Origin of the sequence: Marinicellulosiphila megalodicopiae (assembly GCF_045862395.1) — a bacterium.
GTDB classification, from domain to species: Bacteria; Pseudomonadota; Gammaproteobacteria; order Pseudomonadales; family Natronospirillaceae; genus Marinicellulosiphila; species Marinicellulosiphila megalodicopiae.
The window spans coordinates 1,821,804-1,844,744 of record NZ_AP023087.1; the positions used below are offsets into that span (position 1 = coordinate 1,821,804).

General features: G+C 35.6%; 25 protein-coding genes. 13 read left to right on the plus strand and 12 right to left on the minus strand.

Features of this window, described 5'->3' with window-relative positions; translation table 11 throughout:
* Nucleotides 1-18 precede the first annotated feature (18 nt).
* Together TYM08_RS07640 and TYM08_RS07645 are read right to left on the minus strand one after the other, a co-directional pair.
* A complete protein-coding gene (locus TYM08_RS07640; protein ID WP_422382377.1) occupies nucleotides 19-684 on the minus strand; it encodes a TVP38/TMEM64 family protein in 666 nt (221 codons plus the stop codon).
* On the minus strand, nucleotides 681-1,490 hold the full coding sequence (locus tag TYM08_RS07645; protein WP_422382378.1) for a sterol desaturase family protein: 810 nt from the start codon (nucleotides 1,488-1,490) through the stop codon (nucleotides 681-683). The genes TYM08_RS07640 and TYM08_RS07645 overlap by 4 nt, the downstream gene beginning before the upstream one ends.
* 68 nt (nucleotides 1,491-1,558) lie before the next feature.
* Here TYM08_RS07645 and TYM08_RS07650 point away from each other — a divergent pair, with 68 nt between their 5' ends.
* The gene (locus tag TYM08_RS07650; protein WP_422382379.1) at nucleotides 1,559-2,527 is read left to right on the plus strand and encodes a serine protease; all 969 of its coding nucleotides are present in this window, start codon (nucleotides 1,559-1,561) and stop codon (nucleotides 2,525-2,527) included.
* On the opposite strand, the gene TYM08_RS07655 is transcribed toward TYM08_RS07650, so the two are convergent.
* Nucleotides 2,423-3,859, minus strand: a complete 1,437-nt coding sequence (locus TYM08_RS07655) for an aminotransferase class I/II-fold pyridoxal phosphate-dependent enzyme (protein WP_422382380.1) — start codon at nucleotides 3,857-3,859, stop codon at nucleotides 2,423-2,425. The genes TYM08_RS07650 and TYM08_RS07655 overlap by 105 nt on opposite strands.
* 134 nt (nucleotides 3,860-3,993) lie before the next feature.
* Here TYM08_RS07655 and TYM08_RS07660 point away from each other — a divergent pair, with 134 nt between their 5' ends.
* Entirely contained in the window at nucleotides 3,994-4,902 is a 909-nt protein-coding gene (locus TYM08_RS07660) for a PhzF family phenazine biosynthesis protein (protein WP_422382381.1), read from the plus strand.
* A 16-nt stretch (nucleotides 4,903-4,918) separates the two neighbouring features.
* Here the strand turns inward: TYM08_RS07660 and TYM08_RS07665 are convergent, their stop codons facing one another.
* The 4 genes from TYM08_RS07665 to TYM08_RS07680 are packed head-to-tail and all read right to left on the minus strand — an operon-like array spanning nucleotide 4,919 to nucleotide 8,214.
* Nucleotides 4,919-6,025 (minus strand): class I SAM-dependent methyltransferase, encoded by a 1,107-nt coding sequence (locus TYM08_RS07665; RefSeq protein ID WP_422382382.1) that lies wholly within the window; start codon nucleotides 6,023-6,025, stop codon nucleotides 4,919-4,921.
* Nucleotides 6,025-7,137 (minus strand): tRNA (uridine(54)-C5)-methyltransferase TrmA, encoded by a 1,113-nt coding sequence (gene trmA / locus TYM08_RS07670; RefSeq protein WP_422382383.1) that lies wholly within the window; start codon nucleotides 7,135-7,137, stop codon nucleotides 6,025-6,027. Before trmA ends, TYM08_RS07665 begins: the two co-directional genes overlap by 1 nt.
* Before the next feature lie 58 nt (nucleotides 7,138-7,195).
* The gene (locus tag TYM08_RS07675; RefSeq protein ID WP_422382384.1) at nucleotides 7,196-7,768 is read right to left on the minus strand and encodes a hypothetical protein; all 573 of its coding nucleotides are present in this window, start codon (nucleotides 7,766-7,768) and stop codon (nucleotides 7,196-7,198) included.
* 5 nt (nucleotides 7,769-7,773) lie between these two features.
* Nucleotides 7,774-8,214, minus strand: a complete 441-nt coding sequence (locus TYM08_RS07680) for a DNA polymerase III subunit chi (RefSeq protein WP_422382385.1) — start codon at nucleotides 8,212-8,214, stop codon at nucleotides 7,774-7,776.
* A gap of 57 nt (nucleotides 8,215-8,271) precedes the next feature.
* On the opposite strand from TYM08_RS07680, the gene TYM08_RS07685 reads away from it, so the two are divergent.
* The 8 genes from TYM08_RS07685 (at nucleotide 8,272) to TYM08_RS07720 (ending at nucleotide 15,729) form a co-directional block, all read left to right on the plus strand.
* Complete coding sequence (locus TYM08_RS07685; protein WP_422382386.1) at nucleotides 8,272-8,874, plus strand: NUDIX hydrolase; 603 nt, start codon at nucleotides 8,272-8,274, stop codon at nucleotides 8,872-8,874.
* A gap of 61 nt (nucleotides 8,875-8,935) precedes the next feature.
* The gene (locus TYM08_RS07690; protein ID WP_422382387.1) at nucleotides 8,936-9,901 is read left to right on the plus strand and encodes a DUF4062 domain-containing protein; all 966 of its coding nucleotides are present in this window, start codon (nucleotides 8,936-8,938) and stop codon (nucleotides 9,899-9,901) included.
* Between the two features lie 7 nt (nucleotides 9,902-9,908).
* The gene (locus tag TYM08_RS07695) at nucleotides 9,909-10,328 is read left to right on the plus strand and encodes a helix-turn-helix domain-containing protein (protein ID WP_422382388.1); all 420 of its coding nucleotides are present in this window, start codon (nucleotides 9,909-9,911) and stop codon (nucleotides 10,326-10,328) included.
* A gap of 290 nt (nucleotides 10,329-10,618) precedes the next feature.
* Nucleotides 10,619-10,999 (plus strand): glutaredoxin family protein, encoded by a 381-nt coding sequence (locus tag TYM08_RS07700; protein ID WP_422382389.1) that lies wholly within the window; start codon nucleotides 10,619-10,621, stop codon nucleotides 10,997-10,999.
* Between the two features lies 1 nt (nucleotide 11,000).
* Nucleotides 11,001-11,249, plus strand: coding sequence for a sulfurtransferase TusA (gene tusA / locus TYM08_RS07705; RefSeq protein ID WP_422382390.1), 249 nt, complete (start codon nucleotides 11,001-11,003; stop codon nucleotides 11,247-11,249).
* A gap of 82 nt (nucleotides 11,250-11,331) precedes the next feature.
* Nucleotides 11,332-12,228: a hypothetical protein gene (locus tag TYM08_RS07710; protein ID WP_422382391.1), complete on the plus strand. Its 897-nt coding sequence runs from the start codon at nucleotides 11,332-11,334 to the stop codon at nucleotides 12,226-12,228.
* A complete protein-coding gene (locus tag TYM08_RS07715) occupies nucleotides 12,225-13,115 on the plus strand; it encodes a hydrogen peroxide-inducible genes activator (protein ID WP_422382392.1) in 891 nt (296 codons plus the stop codon). The genes TYM08_RS07710 and TYM08_RS07715 overlap by 4 nt, the downstream gene beginning before the upstream one ends.
* 229 nt (nucleotides 13,116-13,344) lie before the next feature.
* Entirely contained in the window at nucleotides 13,345-15,729 is a 2,385-nt protein-coding gene (locus TYM08_RS07720; RefSeq protein ID WP_422382393.1) for a carbohydrate-binding protein, read from the plus strand.
* Between the two features lie 86 nt (nucleotides 15,730-15,815).
* Here the strand turns inward: TYM08_RS07720 and smpB are convergent, their stop codons facing one another.
* Complete coding sequence (smpB, locus tag TYM08_RS07725; RefSeq protein ID WP_422382394.1) at nucleotides 15,816-16,292, minus strand: SsrA-binding protein SmpB; 477 nt, start codon at nucleotides 16,290-16,292, stop codon at nucleotides 15,816-15,818.
* A 45-nt stretch (nucleotides 16,293-16,337) separates the two neighbouring features.
* Here smpB and TYM08_RS07730 point away from each other — a divergent pair, with 45 nt between their 5' ends.
* The 3 genes from TYM08_RS07730 to TYM08_RS07740 are packed head-to-tail and all read left to right on the plus strand — an operon-like array spanning nucleotide 16,338 to nucleotide 18,589.
* Nucleotides 16,338-17,810, plus strand: coding sequence for a hypothetical protein (locus TYM08_RS07730; RefSeq protein ID WP_422382395.1), 1,473 nt, complete (start codon nucleotides 16,338-16,340; stop codon nucleotides 17,808-17,810).
* A gap of 33 nt (nucleotides 17,811-17,843) precedes the next feature.
* Nucleotides 17,844-18,275 carry a type II toxin-antitoxin system RatA family toxin gene (locus TYM08_RS07735; RefSeq protein WP_422382396.1) on the plus strand — a complete coding sequence of 144 codons (432 nt, stop codon included), beginning with the start codon at nucleotides 17,844-17,846 and terminating at the stop codon, nucleotides 18,273-18,275.
* Nucleotides 18,276-18,313: 38 nt separating this feature from the next.
* Nucleotides 18,314-18,589, plus strand: coding sequence for an RnfH family protein (locus tag TYM08_RS07740; protein WP_422382397.1), 276 nt, complete (start codon nucleotides 18,314-18,316; stop codon nucleotides 18,587-18,589).
* A 40-nt stretch (nucleotides 18,590-18,629) separates the two neighbouring features.
* On the opposite strand, the gene TYM08_RS07745 is transcribed toward TYM08_RS07740, so the two are convergent.
* The 4 genes from TYM08_RS07745 to TYM08_RS07760 are packed head-to-tail and all read right to left on the minus strand — an operon-like array spanning nucleotide 18,630 to nucleotide 22,911.
* Nucleotides 18,630-19,331, minus strand: coding sequence for a response regulator (locus TYM08_RS07745; RefSeq protein WP_422382398.1), 702 nt, complete (start codon nucleotides 19,329-19,331; stop codon nucleotides 18,630-18,632).
* A 1-nt stretch (nucleotide 19,332) separates the two neighbouring features.
* Nucleotides 19,333-20,751: a tetratricopeptide repeat protein gene (locus TYM08_RS07750; RefSeq protein WP_422382399.1), complete on the minus strand. Its 1,419-nt coding sequence runs from the start codon at nucleotides 20,749-20,751 to the stop codon at nucleotides 19,333-19,335.
* A gap of 1 nt (nucleotide 20,752) precedes the next feature.
* The gene (locus tag TYM08_RS07755; RefSeq protein ID WP_422382400.1) at nucleotides 20,753-21,343 is read right to left on the minus strand and encodes a hypothetical protein; all 591 of its coding nucleotides are present in this window, start codon (nucleotides 21,341-21,343) and stop codon (nucleotides 20,753-20,755) included.
* Nucleotides 21,340-22,911 carry an ATP-binding protein gene (locus tag TYM08_RS07760; protein ID WP_422382401.1) on the minus strand — a complete coding sequence of 524 codons (1,572 nt, stop codon included), beginning with the start codon at nucleotides 22,909-22,911 and terminating at the stop codon, nucleotides 21,340-21,342. The genes TYM08_RS07755 and TYM08_RS07760 overlap by 4 nt, the downstream gene beginning before the upstream one ends.
* Nucleotides 22,912-22,941: the final 30 nt, after the last annotated feature.

Below are 22,941 nucleotides of genomic sequence, written 5' to 3' on the forward strand. Positions count from 1 at the left end.
TTTTTGTTTAATAAAAAATTAAGCTTGTTCGGCTTTTTTAAATTTCTTAATGATTCTTGGAATATAAATAACAAAAGCCAATAAACCAATGGCTATAAAAATACGTGAAATCGTTTGTGGCAGATCGCTCTGGCCATTTAACGACTGAGCCGTTGCGTGTCCTAAATAGTTGTAAGCAAGACTGCCTGGTGCCATACAAATAAATGAGGTGATGGCATACACGCTCAGACGAATACGAGTTAGGCCAAGTGCGTAATTAAGTAATGAAAAAGGAAATACAGGCACTAAGCGTACAAAAGCAATGAATCGCCAGCCTTCTTTATCGACCCCAGCTTGTAATTGGTTTAATCGGTCACCTGATTTTTTTTCAATCCAATCACGAGCGACAAATCTAGAAATAATAAATGCAATGGATGCACCGATTGTAGCGCCAATTAATGTAAATAATGTACCAAATATAGGGCCAAATAATGCACCACCAGCAAGCGTGATCAGTGAGCCTGGAATGAAAAATACAGTCGAGACAATGTAGATACAAATGAATATAACCGGTGCCCAATATCCTAAGCTTTTTAACCAAGTTTGAAGTTCTTCAAAATTAATGTGTTCGCGAAAAATAAACACACAGGTAATGGCTGTGATCAGTAGAGCTAGAATTAATAGTTTAATTATTTTTGATTTCATGAGCGCTTCTTAAAAGGTAAAGTTAATATCGAAAAAATAGGTTGAGTGTCTTGTTTGTCTTGTAATTCTTCTAAACCTATCACAAAATTTTCATCATCTGCTTGGACTTTATAGCTGCCAAATAATATGTCCCACCAAATTAAATGAAAGCCAAAATTTTTCTGACTGTCTTTTAAATTTGTACTGTGATGAATTTCGTGAACGTTTCTTGTCACAATTGCGTATCTCAAAATTTTATCCAATTTAGTCGGTAGGCGAATATTGCTGTGATTAAACATAGCTAATACGTTTAATAATGTTTCAAATATCACCACAGCAATAACCGGTGCGCCTAACACTAAAATGGCTAATAATTTAATCATTAAAGACATAACCATCTCTATTGGATGAAACCTAACGGCAGTTGTTACATCTATATCCAAATCAGCGTGATGAACTTTGTGAATGGCCCACAAAAAATCGATCACATGGAATAATCGATGTTGCCAATAAATGAATAAATCAAGCAAAATCACGCATAAGATAACATTCAATGTTAATGGGATTTCGAAATAATTAAATAACCCAATTTGATGATTTTGAGCGTAAATAGCTGCGCTGATCGCTGCAATGGGGGTGGCAAAACGTAAAATTACACTATTTATTATCATTAAAAATAAATGATGCAGCCAGCGTGAGGTTTTATTTTGAGTGAGGGGGCGGTTAGGATGAATCCTTTCAATCAACCCAAAAATAAACAAGGCTAAAAAAAAGAAGAATAAGCGGATGTAGGATTCATGTTCAATTAAAAAATTACTTATATTCATAGTCAGTTGGCTTTTTCTGGTTGGCTGTCGCTATACTGAATTTAGATGTTTTTATAAAGTTTGTATATATGAAAAAATTGTTTTTGAGTTGCATGCTGAGTTTAATGGTATGTCATATTGGATATTCTATTTCAAGTGATACTAAAACAAACGGCATTAAAGGTAAGATTTTGTCTGGCCAAGATGTGAACCTAACGCTACCTTGGATGGCGGGAATGTATGTTTCCCATAATAACTCTGTTTGCTTACATGCTGATGGTTGCTTTGACAGTTTTGTTTTTAGCTGCGCGGCTGCTTTAATTCATCAGCAGTGGTTAGTAACAGCAGCGCATTGCGTCACGGTTTCATCTGAAGTGATTGAGCCCCAAGCGTTAAATTTATTTTTGGGGGAGTATCAATTAGGGGAGGTTGTGGAATTTGAGCCTGTCGAACAGATAATCGTACATGAGTTATATGCAAGCTCAGAAGACTATAAGTACGATATTGCATTGATTAAATTAGTTGAGCCTGTGTTATTTAACCCCATTGAAATAATAAGTGAGGGTAAAGAATCATTGATAACACCTAGTCATTATTTGTTATTAGCCGGTTGGGGCAGAGATTTACGTGATGGGTTTTACTATTATCCTGATCAATTACAAATGACAAACCTAAGTTATGTTTTGCCGGCTGCTTGCAAAGAAATATTTGATCCGTTTACTCAGTTAGAGGACACTCAAATGTGTGCTGGTGGGGATGGCATTCATGATGCCTGCGACGGCGATAGCGGTGGGCCGTTAATTATTAATATAGCCGGTAGATGGAAGTTGGTGGGATTAGTCAGTTTTGGTGTTGAGATTTGCGCCCTTGAGGGTTATCCAACTGTATTTACACGTCTATCTCAGTATAAAACATGGATCACAGGAAAAGGCGTACCAGCAAATAATATAGAGTTAGGGCATATTAACTTGGTTTGGGTATTGATGATTTCTATCATGTCGCTGATATTGAAGCGATGGGCTCAAATCAAACAAGCATTGGTCTATCAAAAGAAATAATTTATCAATTTCTGGAAAGGGTAGATGAGCGAAACATAATCTTACACCATACATTGCCTCAGAGTTAAATGGCTTTAACCACTGGGGCTGATAATCAAAAAGAAAAATCTCTTGGGTTAAACTGATAATTTCTTGATTACCCAATGCCATTTTTAATTGTTCGCTGCTTTGTTCGTCTTCGCATTCAATCCACATTATACCTAGAAAAATATTCACATTTTGCTTAAGTGAGGCAATTGTTTTGCACTTAGGAAATACGTGAGTAAAAACAAAATCATTTAATTGACTGTGTTTTGCTTGCCAGGAATTAAAAAAATCTCCATTTGTAAATAGTTTTTTCAAATAAGAGTTGGCGTGAATTTCATTAATATTTGATTGGCTTTGAATGATATTTTGGAAGTCAAAATCCCAAACATTTGGGTATTGAATCGCGCAATAGTGTGTGATTGAATCGAATAAAACTGTTGTAGAACAAAGTGAAATAGTCGTGTCAGGCAAAAGGTTTGAAAAATTAAGTTTAGGTCTTTCAAGCCAGTTTAAACTGGCATCTTCAATAATAAAGACTTGATATTTTTTGCAGAGTACAGCAATTTCATTTTTTTGAGTGTTACTAAGCGTCAGCCCAGTAGGTGTATGGGTGTGGCTGTGTATAAAGAACGCTTTAGGCTGATAAATTTTACAATATTGTTCTATAACAGCAATATTCAATTCATCATTTTTAAAAGAAAGGGATTTTAATTTTACTTGGTGATTTAATGCGATTTTTGAAATTCCTGGGTGCGTTAAATTAAGACATAATACTGTGTCTTTTGAAGTGAGAAGTGTTGAAAAACAAAAATCTAAGGATTCATAAATATTGGAAGTCAATCTGGTTTTACGATCTTGGGATGGCATGTGTAATTGATCAAACCAAATATCCAGTATCTGTTGTATATCAGTGTTTATAGTGTTTGATGATGAAGAAGCAAATGAATTATCATTCATCAAAATGCAGCGAAGTTTGCGGGTATCAAAACGAAGGGATGATTCATTGATAGAATTTGATTGGGTTTGAATTTGATAACACGTAAAACTGCCTTTTCCAGGAAGGTTTTGAATGAAACTTAGCAATGCTAAATGTTGATACACCCGATTGATAGTCGCCAATGTTAAATTCAGGGCACTAGATAATTGTCGTTGCGAGGGTAATGCTGTATTAATTGAAACGTCATTTGATTGAATTGAGTTTTGAAAACAGTTAGCTACTAATATGTATTTTTTATCTTTATTTGTGCAAGTTTGTAAGCTGTAAATTGCTTGATTTATGGTGTTATCCCAAATTGAATCAATCATTTTTGTGTCCATTGTTGTTCTATAACGGTTTAAATAAAGACCATAAGTACAAAAAAAGCCAGTTTGGGGTGGAAAATTATCTGAAAATAGGTAGATTGTACTTTTGATAATTAATTTATGGGGTTCACTAAATAATGAGTTTATCTTACTTTGTTGTTGATATTTTTGCAGATCAAGCTTTTGAAGGGGCGCCAATGACAGTAATTGTGGATGATCAGCAATTAACTGATTACCAGATGCATACACTGGCTCAAGAAAATCCACTGACATTAACTGTTTTTGTTAAATTAAGTGATGGCGCTGAAAAGAATGCAAAAGTTTTTTCACATACAGGAGAAGTGCCGTTAACCACTCACTGTGTTATGGCGGCCACACAAATTCTTGCAAATGAATGTGAGGGGCAAATTCCAGATGATGGAAAGGTAAAGTTTATTATTCCAAATGGACATTTTTTTGATACTCATGTGCTAGCTCAAAATGGAGAATCTTTTGTCACCATCGCTCAAACTGTAAAAGCAGTTGAGGATCGAATGGCGCCAACAAATCAACAAATTGCCGATATTTTGAATTTAATTCCTGAAGATGTTTGTTTTGAGAGGTTTGAACCTATGGTTGTAGACTCTCAAGGCGCTTATCTTATTGTGCCCATTAAATCTTATAATGCAGTTCGAGCGGCAAGAGTGAATCAAGATCTTTGGATTCAATCATCGTTAACTTCGTCGTTAGTGAAAGGTATGTTTTTATTCTCAAATAATACGGATTCAAATACAGCGGATTTTCACTCAAGAATTGTGAGTCCGGATTTTGCTAATAACTTTGACCCACCAACGGGTTCATTAATGCCAGGATTTGCATCGTATTTGTGTTACCACGATTCTGTGCAAGAGGGTACTCATTCTTTTGAAGTGCAGCGTGGTGCAACTCAATCTCGACAGTCTCATATTCATGTTGAGATGGATAATAAAAAACAAGCTGAAATTAATGTCAGAGTTGCAGGTGGCGTAGTGACTGTAATCAAGGGTAAAATTAAAATACCTCAATAAATAATTGAGGTGTTAATTAGTTATATGCTACAAAAATCTTAAATTTCGCATTTTGATTGACTAATTTTACGTCTTTAAAGTGCGATTTTAATTCACCTAAATAAGGCAATTGTCGATTCGCAATCACCCAAAATTGCCCGTCTGATTTTAAACTAAAGTTAGCCTGTTTGATTAAGCTTTGAGTGATGTGAATGCCCACTGTGTGGTTTTGATGAAACGGGGGATTACAAAGTATAAAATCGAAAGATTGCGCTTCTTGATTTAACAGTCCGTCATTTTGAATAAACTGCGCACTGTGCGCACTTTCATCAAACTTATTTAACATCCAATTTTGCTTTGCGCAATCGACTGCCTGTTTTGATTCATCAAATAACACAAAATCTAACGCATGAGCTTTTGTCATGTTTGCCATCAATAATGACAAAATACCATTTCCACAACCTAAATCTGCAATCTTTGCTTGGTTGTGTGTCTCAATCTTTTTGAAGTTTTCGATAAAAAAACGCGCACCAATATCAATGTGCTTTTGGCAAAATACACCGGGTAAATTGTTCAATTGAACCCCGTTGTATTCTAAGCTTGGATTTTTTTGACTGATTGATTGTTGTTTAGGTTCAGACAAAATCATACAGCGTGCTTTTTTTTCAGCACGGGAGACATCAATGGATTCAAAATATCGATTCATTAAATCGATGTGTCCGTTAGATATGTACTTCACCATACCGGCCAAAACAATAGGGCGATTAAGTTGGCTCAGTTTTTCTAATTGCCACTGAAAAAAACTCAAGGATTTTGGAATTAATCCTGCAATGACATCGCCTTTAAGCGCGCTTAAATCATTATTTAATTCAATGCTCTTTTTTTGATTCGCTTCAATATTAATGGACGTTGCGCATTGAGACAAAAACGAATCATTGTAACTGTCTTGTATTTTTTCATTAAACACACAGCTTAATGCACCGAAGTTTTCATTAATTATTGACAATGAGACTTGATTAAATTGTTCATCTAATTTTTTAGCAAGCAATACTTCAGCTTGACTAAATGCCGTTAACGACGCGTCACTAGAAACGGGGTAGCGTTGTAATGTTAATTCGTTAAATAATAAAGCAGCATCAGTCATTATTTACGAACCAACTTCACAGCAGATTCTACATGGTGTGTATAAGGAAATTGATCAAACATCGCAAAGGAAACAATTTTGTGGGTGTCGCTTAATTGTTCTATGTTTTGCTCTAATGTGTCTGGGTTACAAGACACGTATAAAATACAATCAAATTGTCTAACTAATTCACAACTGTCGATATCAAGACCGGCTCTTGGTGGATCTACAAACACCGATTGGAAATTAAATTGAGACAAGTCCATGCGCGCAACGCGACGTGAAATGGTTTCGTCTTCTTTTTTGGCTAATAACGAGTTTGAAAAATCTTCCGCTGACATTTTATAGATATACACATTATCTAAATGATTTAGCGCAATGTTTTCATTGGCAGCATTCACAGATGTTTTAGAAATTTCAGTGCCTAAAACCTGTTTGAAATTCATAGAAAACGGCAAAGTGAAATTCCCATTACCACAATACAATTCTAATAAATCGTCGGTGCGATCTTTGGTTTGTTCTACCGCCCAATTCAACATGGTTTGGCAAAGCGTTGCGTTGGGTTGAGTGAAGCCGTTTTCATATTGACGATAATCAAAAGTCTTACCGTTTACTTCAAATGATTCTTCAATGTATTCTTGAGAAATCACAATTCGTTGTTTGCGTGAACGACCAATCACATGAATATTTAATTTTGCTTCAAGCTCGCGGGCGATAACTTCCCAATTTTCATCTAATTTACGATGATAAATAAGCGTCACTAACGCCTGACCTTTTAGGGTGGTCAAAAACTCAACTTGAAATAAACGCTGGCGAAGTTCGTCGAATAAATGAATTTCAGCGAGTAATAAAGGCATTAAATGCGTGATGAGTTTTGAGCCAATACTGAAATTGGTAATTTCAACAGGGGTTTTTCGATCAAGGGGATTAAACATTGCGTAAAATGAACGATCGCCTTCGTGCCATATTTTGAACTCTGCGCGATAACGAAAGTGACTCGGTTGTGAAGGGTGAACCTCAAGCTCTGGTGGATTGAACCGTGCAAATTGCTCGGTTAATCGAGTGGACTTCTCTTGAATCTGAGTTTGATATTGTTCAGGTTGGGCTTGGCCAATTAGGCATTCGTCGCTCATAATCTACTACGCAAAAAAGGGCGTATTCTAAAGGATGAGGCAAAAGATATAAAGTTGATTATGCCTGATCGTCAGATAGCTGCTGTTTGATGATTTTTTGTGCGCTTAATGTCAGGCGATGACGGATGATTTTTTCAACTTTAGGTAGGTATTCATCAAGGGTTTTCTTAATGATGATGTTACTTTCTTTGATGATTTCGGCCTCAATATTTTTGATGCTCTGTTGTTTGCCTGATTCTTCAAGGGCATCTTTATGCTGTTTGATAATGCCGTCAAGGGGCAATCCAATAGGTTCAAGGTCTATTAAGTCAATAGCAAAACGTTGTTCGTCTTCCTGGCGCTTATGAATTAGCTGAGTTAATGAAGGGCTTGATAAAAACGGATTAAATGTAGTTTTGGAGCCTTCTGTTTTAGGTTTTAACGGGTATAAAGGAGTATCGATTGTGTTAATTTGTTTTGGGATGCAGTTTTCTAAATCTTTTTGAAGCGCGAGTAGTTGTTGAATTAACTCAATAGGGGGTTCGATTTTATTGGACTCTATAGGCTCATAAAACAATGGCGTTTGATTCTCTACTTTTTGATAGTCTACTTTTTGAGAGTGTTGCTTTTTATCAAATGGCATATTGCTCATAATTTTTACCCTGCAGGTCTTAAATCATGTTGGATTAGCGGGTAACCACGAGATTGATAAAAACGATAATGTTCACGGGTTGCTTTTAAAGTAGTCTCATTTTGGCAAACTATTTCTAATAAACGATTAAATTGACCAAACCACACTGGAATATGAGTGCTTAAATTGATGCATACATCATGGAAATCATGCATTGCTTCATAATTTTTATCGTGAATTAAGAACTGGATGCTACTTGATTCTTTAAATTCAATTTCATGTGGAATAAACGCATCTTCTTTAAAATGCCATAATAGATCACTAAGCTGTTTGGCTTGATCTAGATCATCACACACTACAATGACATTTAAAGATTGTTTGAAAATTTTATTTATTAACCGACAAGTATAGAATAAACGATCTTGCTCGTTGGGTTGGGCGAGTATGTGAAAGTCAATTTCAGTCATATTAATAATTGTTTACCTGTTGGGTTTGCATTGTATTTTTAATTTTGGAGAAGCTCAATGAGTAAATCAATGAATGCCAGTATTGCTACCGAGCTTTCTATGATCATTAATAAAAATGAAAAATCAAAAGCCAGCGCTTCTGTGCTAATCATAGTACGTGAATTTGAACAAAAACTTCAAGTGTTACTCACGTTGCGAAGCGAAACTTTGCGAAATCATTCAGGTGAATGGGCACTGCCAGGTGGGAAATGTGATAAAGGTGAAACTTCTGGTCAAACTGCAATGCGTGAAAGTAATGAGGAAATCGGTTTAAATATTGATCAAATTAAAATTGTAGGACAGTTAGAAAGCTTTCAGTCTAAAGATGGATTGGAGGTGGATGTTTGGATAGGTGTGTTAAAGGATAAAGATTTCCGACCCATATTAAATGAAGCTGAAGTGCAAAAAATATTGTGGTTGGATTTACACCATCTTTTAAAAAAAGCGGATCGTACTCATAAATTAAAAAGAAGTCATACCTATGTGTCGATACCATTTTATGATTTTTTGACACCCAGTTTATGGGGGTTAACAGCAATGATACTTCATGGTTTGGGGAAAAAGATAAATAGAAATATGAATGATTTACCTGTCTTGCAAATGCTTTTGAGAGAGAAATGAATGTGCTATGATGTTTTTTTAATAATAATTCTTAAAATATATGTCTCAAAAGCGATATACAGTGGCAGTGTGTTCCACAACTTTAAATTTAGAAAAACAGCGTAACATTGTCTATGAAGCGCTGGCGGCAAATAATTGTATCGCTACCAGTTTTCCTTTTCCTAATCCTACTGATCCATATTTATGGAAATTATGCCTGCGTGCTATCGCTGAGTGTGACTTTTGTGTGATTTTAATAGGTGATCATTATGGTGCGTTAAATCAATCTGGAGTAGGGTATGTTCATCAAGCGCTATCTCAAGCCAGTGCATTTAAAAAACCCATACATAGTTTGATTTATTCAGGGATGGGGCGATCCTCTTTAAATGCAGATGATCAAAATAGATTGCAACTTTTTACTCAAGGGTTAACAAAAACAACGTTGCACTCTTTTTGGCGTGATGATGAACAGCTGCGAGATGTATGTGAAGGCATGGTTGAAAGCATGCTTGATAAATACGATTTAAAAGGTTGGTTACCAGCCAATCAAGTGAATACTGCCCAAGCTCAAACTAAGCAAGATACCGATTTAAAAAAACAAGTTGAGCTTTTAACCGCTGCATTAAAAAAAGAACGAGAGAAAAATTTACATTCAAGCGCAGATTTTGAACAGCAATCCCAACTGTTTGAAATGCCTTATCAGTGTAATGCGTTTAGAGGTGGGACGCTTATTAAGGTTGAAGAAAGCTGTCAATTAGGATTGAAAACTTATTTTGATATGTTTGCTTCGTCGTTAAGTTTGGGCTGTACTTCAAGTAAAATCAGAAATGCTCTCAATGCTTTTTTGCAAAAAAATGAAATCGAAAAGGTGAAGTCAAAGGTCAAAAAAGCCCATGCTATTACTCAAATGCAAGCTGATGAAGATCACTTTGAAAAATTACTATTAGCATTACGAGCTTATGGATTAATAAAAGTTGAAGGAAAAGTATGGACACTGACCAGTTTTGGTGAACATTTAGCTTTAAAAACTGCATTAAAATGGCGTTAGAGTTGTCATGTATAAGGAAATGAATGCATTGCAGTTTAAACATACCTTCGTACAAAATTTAAAAAAACTATGTGATCAATCATCTGTAAGTCAGGTTGCAAGACAAACAGGAATAGGCGAGAGCACTCTGCGTAAATACTTAAATGGGAGTGAACCAACACTTAGTAAGTTTGAGCAAATTGTTAAGCATACAGGACATTCAATTATTTGGTGGTTGCAATCTAATCAAACGGTAGATCAATTATGGGGAAGTATTGATCAGGATATTTGGGAAAAAAGTGAAGGTTTTACTTTGCTTTATTTTGAAGATATCAAACAGGTGCACCCACAGTTTGGTGTTGGACGAATATTATTCACTGTCTACCACTTATTGTCTAGCGGCTGGCAAATAGAAGATTTACTTGGTTTGTTTAAAGTTAAACAATAAATCAATTTAACACTTAACTAAAATGCGTTGAATTTAAAGCAGGTGTGGATTGTACTGATTATTGAATGAAAGTTGGAAGTCAATGGCGGCTAGGTGGTTTTTTATACCGTTATCTTTTTTGTGTGGTAAAGATAATATTTTTTCGGTTACTGTAAAATAGGTGTTGAACTGAGCTTTTGACATTAAAAAAATATTTTTAAGCATAAAACACTCTAAGCAAATGATGGAAATATGCTGAATCTGAACTATTAATCTGTACAATACGGCCAAATTTTTCGAAGCGTAGAATTATGTTGTTGATGCGAAAAAGTGCCGGTGCTTGCTCCTTGTTTGTAGAGAAAATATGTGTAAAATTTCTTTTTAAACCCGTTAATCGAACCCTGCCTGAACAGAAAAAAATGGATGAAAAAGCAAGGCAATTTGTTTTGTATGAGCTTAAACACTGTCCAGATTGCTCAAAACTTCGCAGAAAGCTTCATCAAAATCAAATTAATATTGATACGCGTAATGCTCAAAAGTATCAGTGTTATCGAAATGAAATGCTTAAAGGTGGTGGTAAGATTCAATTTCCGTGTTTAATGGTGCAAAATCCTGATAATACACAAAAATGGATTTATGGTGGTGAAGCGATTTATAATTGTTTACAACAACAATTATTAGAAGTCGCATAATATGTCAAAATTGGACCTTACGACCAATACCATTTTATTAGATACAAAAGGGTTGTATTGCCCAGAACCCGTTATGATGTTGCATAATGCAGTGCGTGATGTTGATGATAAAATGCAAATCAAAGTGGTCGCCACTGATCCATCCACTCAGCGTGATATCCCAAAATTTTGTCAATTTTTAGGGCACAGCTTAAAATCTCAATCCCATGTAGCAGACGAATTTATTTATTTAATAGAAGTGAATAAATAATTAGAAATTTAAAAACAGTTCGCTAGCCAACTCTTAAATGTCTCAGTATGATGCATGTCTGGTATTTTTTTAACGAGCCGATATGCAATCAAATTTCAATGAAGAAACCTATAAAATTCAAACCACAAATGGAATGCAGGTTTTATTGTCTAGAGTGAACACTCTTGGGCATAAAACACATGCCCCCTGTGTCTTTATGCTTCACGATATTGGTCAATCTTCAGCGTTGTTTAATCACCCTGATGGACTGGCACACTTTTTAGCGCAACATGGTTATGATGTTTTTATGCTTGATTTGATGGGTCGTGAGGGTACTTGGCCAAGAGTCAGTAAACACATGAATTATTCAGTGAATCAAGCTATAACGGTGGATTTGTCGAAGGTTATGGCAAAAATTGAGCGCTTAAATGCCTTGCCAAGTATTTATGTTGGTCATGGATTTGGTTCTGTATTGCTGTCTAGTTTTATTGCACGTATGCCTGAGTTTAATAAAAATATATCACATTTTATTCATTTTAATGCCCGTCGATTGATGACCTTGCCTTCTAAAGAATATAGTTTTTTTAAGGATGTTGCGTGGTTTCATTTGGCTAAAATTCAAGCATCTTTGTTTGGTTTGATTAATAGCAAAAAAATCATGTTAGGTGATGCCATCGAAAGTAAGGTGTTTTATGAGCAATATCTAATGTTAACAAATGGTCGCTGGGTTGATCCAATAGATGAGTTTGATTATGCCTGCGCGCTAAATAAAATTAAATTTCCTAAAAGTATGTATTTAGTTGAGCAAGATAATGATTATTTGGCCCATCAGCAAGATGTTCGTGCTTATATTAAAGAACTTGGCAATCATAATGCACAAGTGATTTGGTTAAGTAAAAAAAGCGGAAGTTTGCAAAACTATAAAGGAAATAAAATATTAAACGATCCAAAAGCGAAGGACGATCATTTTTTAAAATTGGCGCAATGGCTTAAATCGTGATCACTCTTAAGCAAATTCAATACGCATTGAATGTAGAGAAAACCAAACATTTTAAAAATGCGGCTCAGCAGTGTTTTGTGTCTCAATCGGCATTAAGTACGGCAATTTCAGAAATGGAAAACCAATTAGGTGTGCAAATTTTTGAACGTGATAATAAGCAGGTTTTAATCACTGCAATTGGTGTGAAAGTGTTAGAGCATTTTAAAAAAATCAAACAACAAACTGATGACTTGTATACGGTTATTGCTAGTTTAGATCAACCGTTAAATACTCCGATGAGCATTGGAGTGATTCCGACAATTGGCCCTTATTTATTGCCTAAAATTTTACCTTCCGTTAGAAAGAAATATCCTGATTTTAAAATGACCATTATTGAAGAACAATCTCATGTATTGGTAGATAAGGTTAAAAGTGGTGAATTAGATACTGCAATATTGGCTTTGCCTTATCCAACTGAAGGGTTGCATGTGTTTGAGTTTTGGCAAGAGGATTTTTATTTTGTTTGTTCAACTATGCAATCGATGATTACAAATATTTCTTCTGATCAAATACAAACTTCTGAATTGATGTTATTACAAGATGGGCATTGTTTAAAAGATCATGCGTTAGCTGCTTGTTCGCTGCCTATGTCTGCCTATAATCAATCCCTTGGGGGGACAAGCTTGTATACGTTGGTTCAAATGGTGGCAGGTAATATGGGGGTGACATTAGTGCCGCAAATGGCGTTGTCATCATTGGTTGAAATTAATACAGAATTGCAATTTACCCACTTAAATGAGCCTGGCCCACATCGAAAAATTGCGATGATTACGCGATTAAATTATCCAGCTGTTAATAATATTGAGTTGTTAATGTCGCTGTTTAAACAGTCTTTGCAAAAAGATTAAGCGTTTAACTATTCAAAATTGATCCTGTTTTATTAAAATTCAAACTATGTATTGGTTGTTTTGCTATTTCTTTTAGTGTGATCGATTAAAGAATACACTGCTTCACATTTTTATTTCTCTAATTCTATATACTCATAAACGTTTTTAAATGTTTGTATTTTGTTATCATGATGTATTTGTTGTTTTGGTAATGATTAATTGCGTAATTAATGTAATTGGGAAAAATAAAATGAATTCGAAATTATTAATGCTGTCATGTATAGGGATTACTGTGGCAACCTCTAGTTGTTTTGTTGACTTAAGCGAAAACAATCCGCAATCTGATTCAACCTCAACCTCTAGTCTTGTAAATACAGAGGTTGCAACGGATTCGCAGTTAAACACCGATATTGTAACGAATACCCAGTTAGAAACGGATTTATACACCCAATCTCAAACTCAAACTCAAACTCAAACTATAACTCAGGTTCAAACTGAGACTATGACCCAAAGTCAAACTCAGACTCAGACTCAAAGCCAAACTCAGACAGAAACAAATACCCAAACTCAAATTATTGTAAATACGCCACCTGTTGCAGAGTTTTCTTATGTCAGTGATGGTGATTTAGTTCAATTTAACAATGAATCTACGGATGAAGATGATGATGGTTTGTCGTATGTTTGGGATTTTGGTAGTGCACAAACAAGTACGGATCTTAATCCATTAGTTAAATTGGGTTATGGTAGTTTTGTTGTGCGATTAACTGTGTCCGATGGTATCGATTCCCATTGGATTGAGCAGACTATTGTGCTTGAAAAACCGGAAGTTTTTCGAGTTGAAGCAGAGTCTTATTCTAATGCGACCGGTGAAGTTGCTTTAGAGAATGCAGGTACTAGCGTTGGTTATTTTAAAGGTGGGGATCATATTATTTATAGTCAAATCGATTTGAGCGATGTGACCGCTATTTCTGTTTCGTATGCTTCTAATACAGGAACGGGTTCAATTGAATTACGAGCTGACGGCGTAGAGGGCGAATTAATTGGCGTGCTTTATTTAGAGTCTACAAGTGATTGGCAAGCCTATGTTGAAATCAATTCGGATGTTATTAATTCACTAAGTGGCTTGCAAGTTGTGTACGTATTAGCAAAAGAGCCTGATCAGAATTTTATCGCCAATTTCGATTTTTTTGATTTTCACCGTGGAGATAAAAAACAAATTGGTAATAATCAAACTGTGATCGAAGAGCAAGTAGATGGATTTTGTTTTGCAAATGGCGTGACTGAAACTGAGCATGGTGGCCTAGGCGGATATACTAATGTTGTAAATGAAGTCGGTTCATCGATTCATTGGGCAGTTAATGCCGCTAATGCTGGGGTATATGAGCTGAAAATACGTTATGCGCTAGGTGCGACTGATGCTCGACCAGGTGAATTAACAGTCAATCAAATTGGGCAGCAAACCTTTGATTTTAATCCAACAACTGCATGGACTGATTGGCAATATGAATCTATGAATGTGATGCTTAAACAAGGCGATAACTCCATAGAATTAAGCTCATTAATTGCAGTAGGTTTGGGTAATGTTGACAGTTTGACGATTGTTGGTGATGGTATTAGCCCAATAGATTGCGAGCAAATAGTTGAGCCGCCAGTTGTCGAGCCACCAATTGTCAAGCCGCCACAGTCAGGGCAAGTTTTGAAAATTACTGATACACCAATTGGATGGGCAACTCAAAGTGGTGGCACAACAGGTGGTGGCACCAATTTGTCCAATGCCGTGACAGTCAGTAATATGAGTTCACTGCAAAATGCAGTAAAAGGCAGTGGCGCAAAAATAGTATTGGTTTCGCCAGGTACGTATACCGGTGAGTTAAGACCTGGAGCAAATACAACTATTATTGGAACCGCACCTGGCGTGATCATCCAAGGCAATGTAAAAATCAGTGGTGAAAATTACTATAATATTATCATTAGAAACATTGCGGTACGCGGTGATTATTGTGGCAGTTATCAAGAGTGTAAAGATGGAAAGGATGCTTTTTATATTGGTAATAAAGCGCATCACGTTTGGGTCGATCATGTGGATGTGGCAAATGGTCAAGATGGGAATTTTGATATTACACAAGAAGGGGACTTTGTAACGGTTTCATGGACCAAGTTTTCTTATACATATGATAAAGAACATCGTTTTTCAAATTTAATTGCAGGTAGCGATAATGAAACAAACAGTGAAGGTAAGTTAAGAATTACATATATGAATAGCTGGTGGGCCGATCGAGTGGATCAGCGTCAGCCACGAGGACGATTTGGTAAAGTGCATTTACTGAATAATTTATTTAGCTCTCAAGAAAATGGCCAAATTGTACATGGACCTGGTCTGAAGATGTCCATGATTATTGAGGCAAACTATTATGACTTGCCATCAAATGTATATACCGTTAAAGATGAATACGGCACAACAAGCGGTTGGAAAGCGTTTAATAACGAAGGCACTGCTAGAGAAATGAACGATTCAGCAGGTGGGGCAACCTTTACTATTCCTTATAATTACACGCCAATCAATGCATCTAGTGTAAAAGCAGTCGTGAGTAGTACTCAATGTGGGGCAGGTAATACCTGTGTGTTTGAACAATAATTTTGTCCCCTGCAACCTTAAATGGTAAGGGGGGTAGACATTAAAAAAGCAGATTAGGGAAATCCTAGTCTGCTTTTTTGTTTGGGCTAGTGGTCGTTTTTCAAAACCCGACGTTTTTCAATATTCCATTCACGTTCTTTAATTGAAGCGCGTTTATCGTGATCTTGTTTACCTTTAACAAGGGCGATCTCGCTTTTTACTTTATTGCCTTTCCAGTACATATTCAAGGCAACCACTGTATGGCTTTCTTGCTGGTTTCCTCTGACCAATTTTGCAATTTCTTTTTTATTTAATAACAGTTTGCGGGCACGGCGTGGCTCTGCAATTACATGGGTACACGCGGTGCTTAATGGTGTAATATGGCAGCCGATTAACCAAAGTTCACCGTTTTGAATGTGTACATAGGAATCCACAAGCTGTATTTTACCAGCGCGGATTGATTTAAGTTCCCAGCCTAACAAACACATGCCAGCTTCGTATTTATCTTCAACGTGATAATCGAATTTGGCCTTTTTGTTTTGGCAAATGGTATTGGACGATGTTTTACTATTCTTTTTACTCATGGCGCAAGATTATACGCCCAAGTCTTCAGATAAGGTAGATGATTTTTGGCAATTGAAGATATTCGTTGGCGATCCAATTTCACTTTTGTGATGGTCGCGCTCGCAGCAACATTAGGATTGGGTAATTTCTTTAATTTACCCTATTTAATGGCCACGCATTCAGGTGGCACAATATTATTATTGTTTGCCTTGGCAAAAATAACTATAGCGCTGCCGTTATTAATCGCAGAAATGTGGATGGCAAGGCGCACCCGTGCCATTGCAAGTGTGGCATTTACTTGTTTGGCTGAAGCGCATAAATTATCAAATATATGGATTTGGTTTGGCAGGTTGTTTTGGTTTTCAGCATTTGGTTTGCTTGCTTATTATGCGGTAGTGACTACTTGGGGGGTCGTATATACCTGGCAATATAGTCATGTATCCTCATTTGAAATTGAGCAAGTCTGGTTTCAATTTCAAACCATGACAAGAGATGTGCCCACATTATTGTTAACTCAAACTGTTTTATTCGGTGTTTTAGGTGCCATTATGCTGTTAGGTATCAGTCGAGCGATGCAGTCCGTTGCAATTATTATGGTTGCGGTGCTTTTAAGTATTATTTTATCAATGTTTGTTGTTATGAGTTTAAATGCAGAATATATCAGTAGCTTAGGTGCATTTTTAACGGTGGATTTTTCAAATGTCGATCAATCATTGGTATTTGTGATATGGCAACATGCATTTTTAAGTACGGGGTTGGGAATCGGTGGTGTATTTGCGTTCAGTATGTTTGCCCCCAAAACCGTTCCAATTATGAAATCCTCGATGATCATTGTGGTGATTGATTATTTGTTTGGTGTATTGGTTGCGCTTGTGGTTTGGTATTTTATTTACAATATTCCACCAGAATACACAAATGGGGTTGAGTTGTTTTTCCAATCGATATTAATTGGTGCAATTGAGGTTGAATCTTCATATTTTCTTTTGCCCCTATTGTTTGTGGTTTTTGTCATTAGCACGTCAATGGCGTTAATGTTTTCAATGTTGCCAGTTGCCATTGCTATTCGTTCGCATTTCCATTTGAATTTTAGAGTCAGCGTGGTATTAACGCTTGTGTCTGTATGGGGAATCAGTGCGATCTGTATGCTGTCCTTTAGTGTGTTTTATAACCACTTATGGTATGGCATGACGATCTTTGAGGTGGTGTCATATGGTACCACTCATATATTGGTTCCTATTTGTGCTTTAGGTGTCAGCGTATTTGTGGGTTGGCGTTTGGCGTCTGGTAATTTGGAAAAAGATCTGCATTTTAAGCGTACTTTCTATTATTATTTATGGCGCTTATTATTGAAATTTGGAGTGACCTGTTTTTTGTTTTTATCAGTGCTGGCTAATTTACCTTCAGCCTGGCAACTTAGCTCGGATTGGCAAATGCTGTTAGTGCTCGGATTGGCAAATGCTGTTAGTGCTCGGTTTGTTTTTGGTGTTAATATACTTACAATGGGTTCACCCAAAGTGGTTCTCTGTCGAAGATTCTGAGCAAATTTCAAAACAAGAAGTAGATTGATTATTATGACTGAAGTGAAACGCGAAGCATTGGTGATGTATAGTGCCAAGCAAATGTATGACATTGTGAATGACGTGAATGCTTATTCAAGTTTTTTGCCAAATTGTCAGTCTTCAGTTGTTTTGGACAGTTCAAAAGAAAAGTTAATCGGCCAATTAACCTTAGGTAAAGGAGCGTTGAATTTATCCTTTGTGACAGAAAATACTTTAAACCCTTTTGATTCGATTCAATTGAATTTAAAAGAAGGGCCGTTTCAATCATTAAATGGTGTTTGGTATTTTGAAAAATTAACCGATCAGGCTTGTAAAGTGCGTTTTGAATTAAATTTCCAAGCCAATGTATTATTTAAATTTGCTGCAAAAACACTGCTAACTCAAATGGCCGATCAAATGGTTCAGTGTTTTATTGCTCGCGCACAAACTATATATACCAAATAATAATCTATATAATTCATTAATTTTAAGAAAGTGTTTCCATGAAAGTAGAAGTTGCATACGCCACCCCCAAAAAACAATTAATTGTAAGTGTCGAGTTTCAAGAAAGTATGACCATCAGAGAGGTGGTGCTGAATTCAAAACTTGATTTGCAATTTGACGGTTTGGATTTACAGACTGTGCCTATCGGAATTTTCGGAAAGAAAGTTATGAAGCCGCAAGAGCAAGAGGCTAAAGAAGGGGAGCGTTATGAGCTATATCGACCTTTGTTGATTGATCCTAAGCAAGCTAGGGCAAATCGAGCCGCTAAAAAATAAAACAGCCGTTTGGCTGTTTTTTTTGATTCATTGAGTTTGATTATTTTTGAATGACTTGATTGGTAAATTGATAGCCTTTATTTCTTACTGTTTTAATACGATCACTGAAATCCAGTTTGGAGCGCAATTGAGAAATGGTGATATCAATAATTCTATTTTGACCGTCGTATTGAATACCGCGTAAGGATTCAAAAATTTGTTCACGACTTAATACCACCCCAGCATTTTGTGCCAATAATAATAATAACTCATATTCTGGGTTGCTGATTGTGATTGGTGCTTCATTTACCACCACCACGCGAGAGCCGGGGTCAATTCGAATCGTACCAAAATCAAGTAACGTGACATCCATTGTTGTAGGAAGTGCTGAAGCATTGATTTGGCTTCTTCTTAATAATGATTTAATTTTAGCTAAAACAAGTCTTGGTTCTGATGATTTAAATACATAATCATCTGCTCCAATTTCTAATCCAATAATTTGATCAATTTGATCTTCACGTGCAGTAAGCATCATAATAGGACCTTTATACTGGTCTCTAACTTTACGACAAACTTCCATTCCGTCTAATTTAGGTAGCATGATATCAAGTAATACGATATCACTTGGTTGGCTTAAAATCGTTTCAACGCCAGCTTCACCATCATGCACAGTTGTTACTTCAAATCCATGACTTGTTAAATATTCGCTCGTTAACTGCGCTAAATCAATGTCATCTTCGACCAAAATGATACGGTTACTCATCTTAATTTACCCATTGTAATGTTAATTGATGCTTCCACTGATTGTATTGAAAATAAACATCGGTAGAAGTTTTATATTTGTACTGTTGCGTTAAATACAACAACCATTGGTCGTTGATTTTATAGCTCAATTTATTTAAAAATCGGTTTTCTAAATCTGTTCGCTCATCTTTATTGATAACTTGAAAGCGTGTATAAAACTGAGTTGCCCACGCAAGCTTTTGGTTAAACTCGTAAGCGGCACCGATAAACTGTTCCAAACGTACGTACTGAGTGTCGCTGTCTGCAGAGCTAATTTTGCTTTTCCAGTTCAATGATAACTCATTTGGCAAAGATTTAAATCTATGTACTAAAGAGCTTTGATATTGAGCGCCTATTATCCAGAAATTATCTTTTTGTTCACTAAAAATATTATTATTATTGTCAGTGTCTTCAATATAAGTCTCATAGCTTTGCCAATGATGCTTAGTAAAAGCGGAAAACTGCTGTTTTTTCCAATTATAATTAAATTGAGATAATATACTAGGTTCCATAAATGAATCGCTTTTAATCCAATAAATGGAAAAATTCAATCCTATTAATTGGTTTGAATCTAAAATTCGCTTCAATTCTACATCATAGTTCGTATTAATGATTGAATAAATTACATCATCAACGGAATAAAAATCTTTATTTTGATGTAAGTTGAATGTTTGCTCGAATTTCCAAGGGGAGTCTGGGTGGTAATATTCATGATTCAAAAACACAGAATATCCGATACCAATTAAACTTTGTTTTTCTTGATTTAACTCGGAAGGGATCTGAGTGGCATTTGAAATCGATGTAATTGTACTTGAAGCTAATAGATTAATATTATTAATTGAATCTGGATTAGTTAACTCTTCGTTTGGTTGATCTAGGTTTTGCTCAGATAACGTTAATAGCATTGAAAGGACCGTTTGATAAAGATTGCCCACGTTTGTTTTCACTTGATCCGGTGCGTTTGCAAATGATTTGTCAGCTGTGACCGTTTCAATTTCGATTTTGGCTAATTCATATTGTTGAGTGTAAAAATAACTCAGTGCTAGATCAAGGCGTAATGTTAAGTCATTAGGCTTGATCTTTAAAAGCGAAAGATAAAGTACAATCGATTCTTTGTACTGTTTATTAGACTGATATTCAGTGGCCAATTTGCGTAATTTAGAATATTGCTGCGCATTTGTGGACGTAAGTGTAGATTCTGATGTCACTGACGCAGTATTAGATTCACTTTGAGCAAGGCTTGTTTGACTTATCAGCAGGGTAAATAAAATTATGCAGTATAAGTGAACATTTTTAGAAATATCAAAATGCTTCATACATCCTCTAAATAAAGACAATAATTCAATATCCAATAAAGTATGTTTTATTAATGATATTAAGTGAAGGGGTAAATTTATCATATTAAAGCCCTTCTTTATTAGTATTAATTAATATTTGTAAATGAATTGTGCTTTTTTGAGTGTCATTTTCGTTAACTATGGTCGTTTTTTTGAAATTTTGAAATTTTGGAGACAGTTTAATCTTTTTTTCCGCTTCATTGGGTTTGGGGGTATTGTTCGGAAGTGGCGAATGAGTAAAAGGTGTGGGAATGTTATTTTCTGAATCTTGAATGTATGTTGGGCTGAGTTCAGGAACGGTTTCAGTGCTAATATCATTTGCTAAATTTGATTGGGCAAGCCATTTTAGATAAAGAATTTTATCATTTTCATTTAATTGATCGATATCTACAAATTGATGGCCATTTTCTAATTGCCATAATTCAAATAAAATATCATTAGGGATTGTTGTAGTTGATGTATGTGTTTCGGTGCTGGTTTGTTTTGGAACACCATCTAATTTGTTAAGTTGATTAAATGTTTCATTTGTAAATTGTTGATCACTCATGTCCTCGCTCACCCATTGGCCCCAATCATCAGTAGACCACTGTTCGCAAAATACAAAATTAGGCATCATAAAACATAAGAAGCAGACAAGGGATTGTTTATATTTCATTTAACCTCCGTTTGCTTTATTTGTGCAATACTTGCATCAAATGTTAAATTAAATTGCGCGCCACCTTGGGTATTATTTCTCGCTTCAATTTTACCTTTTTGCAATAATGTCATACGTTGTACGATTGATAGACCAAGACCATGCCCAGCCATTTTTTTATTTCTTGATTGCTCTTCAACAAAAAAAGGTTCGAATATATTTTTGACATTTTGTTGTTGAATGCCAATGCCATCATCAGAGACAGTAACAGTTAATTGTTTTTCGTCTAATAAAACTAAAATATCGATTTTAGATTTTGCGTATCTTTGGGCATTTGTTAATAAATTTTGTAATATTGTTTTCCAATACTGTTCAATTCCAAGGATGTAAATTCCCTGTGGGCATTGAATATTGATGTTGGATCGACTTAAGGGTTCTAAATCATTTTTTAAACTAGTGCATAATGCAAAAAGATTAAATTGTTTAGACTCGGTAGTGGGGTTAAATTCTAACGAGCTGTAAAGCAATAGTTCATCAACTAAATTGTGTAATTCAGTCATATAGACTTTTAATGTTTGAGCGTGGTGACTAGTTAATTGGTTGGATTCTTCTAGCATTGCAATTCTGTATCCCATTTTCACAATTGGGGTGCGAAACTCGTGGGAAATTGAACGGCTAAGTTGCTGTTGGTCTTTTACTAATGTAATGACGCGTTTTGCCATTTGGTCAACTTCCTGTGTTAACACAGAAAGTGCGTCATCACCTTGCTGACTGATCGTAATATCAAGGGAAGTGTTTCCAAGTTTATCTAAAATAGCGACATTATTGACATCTTCAGCTAATTTTTTTAATCGACTTGCAAAGGGTTTGAATAAAAACCAGCCTGTAATTAAAGATACAATTAACACAAAAATTGTGAGGATAAATATCCAAAACATAGGATAAGGGTTGAAATGTTCAACAGGGCCCACTTTTAAAATCATGGGAGATTTACCAAATTGACTGAACGTAGTGATTCCATCTGATTGGTTAAAGCGATAAACCACTATTTTATTAATATCTAGCTGCGCTTTTTCGTAGTCAGTTAAAGCAAGTTTGTCTCGATGAATTAAGCCAATATCGGTGACAAACCATTCTTTAATTTTATTTAACTGATGTTCTCTAAGGGGTGGTGGGGTTTGGCCGAGCTCATTGAGTATGAAGTTATTGACACCTTCAAAAAGCTGCCTGTTAAAACCTTGGAATTCAAATGAGATTAGCTGGGAGTCGTTAATTGAATACTCAACATGTTTTAAGTCGGAATTCACCAAACTGACTGAATAATGATCTGGTGATTGGTTGTTGGCGTTGCTTAGTTTCATATTTAAGCCGGTGGCTTTGATGGCTAATTTAAACCACTCTTGCTGTGCATCACCTTCATGTCTATTTAACCCATTTTTAATTAACGCCATAACTCCTGATAATTGTGACTTTGTATATTCAAGGTCTCTCTTTTTACTTAATTCATTAAACGCAAATAGCCCACCTAAGCAGACTAAAATAGTTACTACAAGCATTCTGGAGTAAATACGTAAAAATAAATTATTCATAAAATTTTAAATTCAAAAGAAATCGATTAT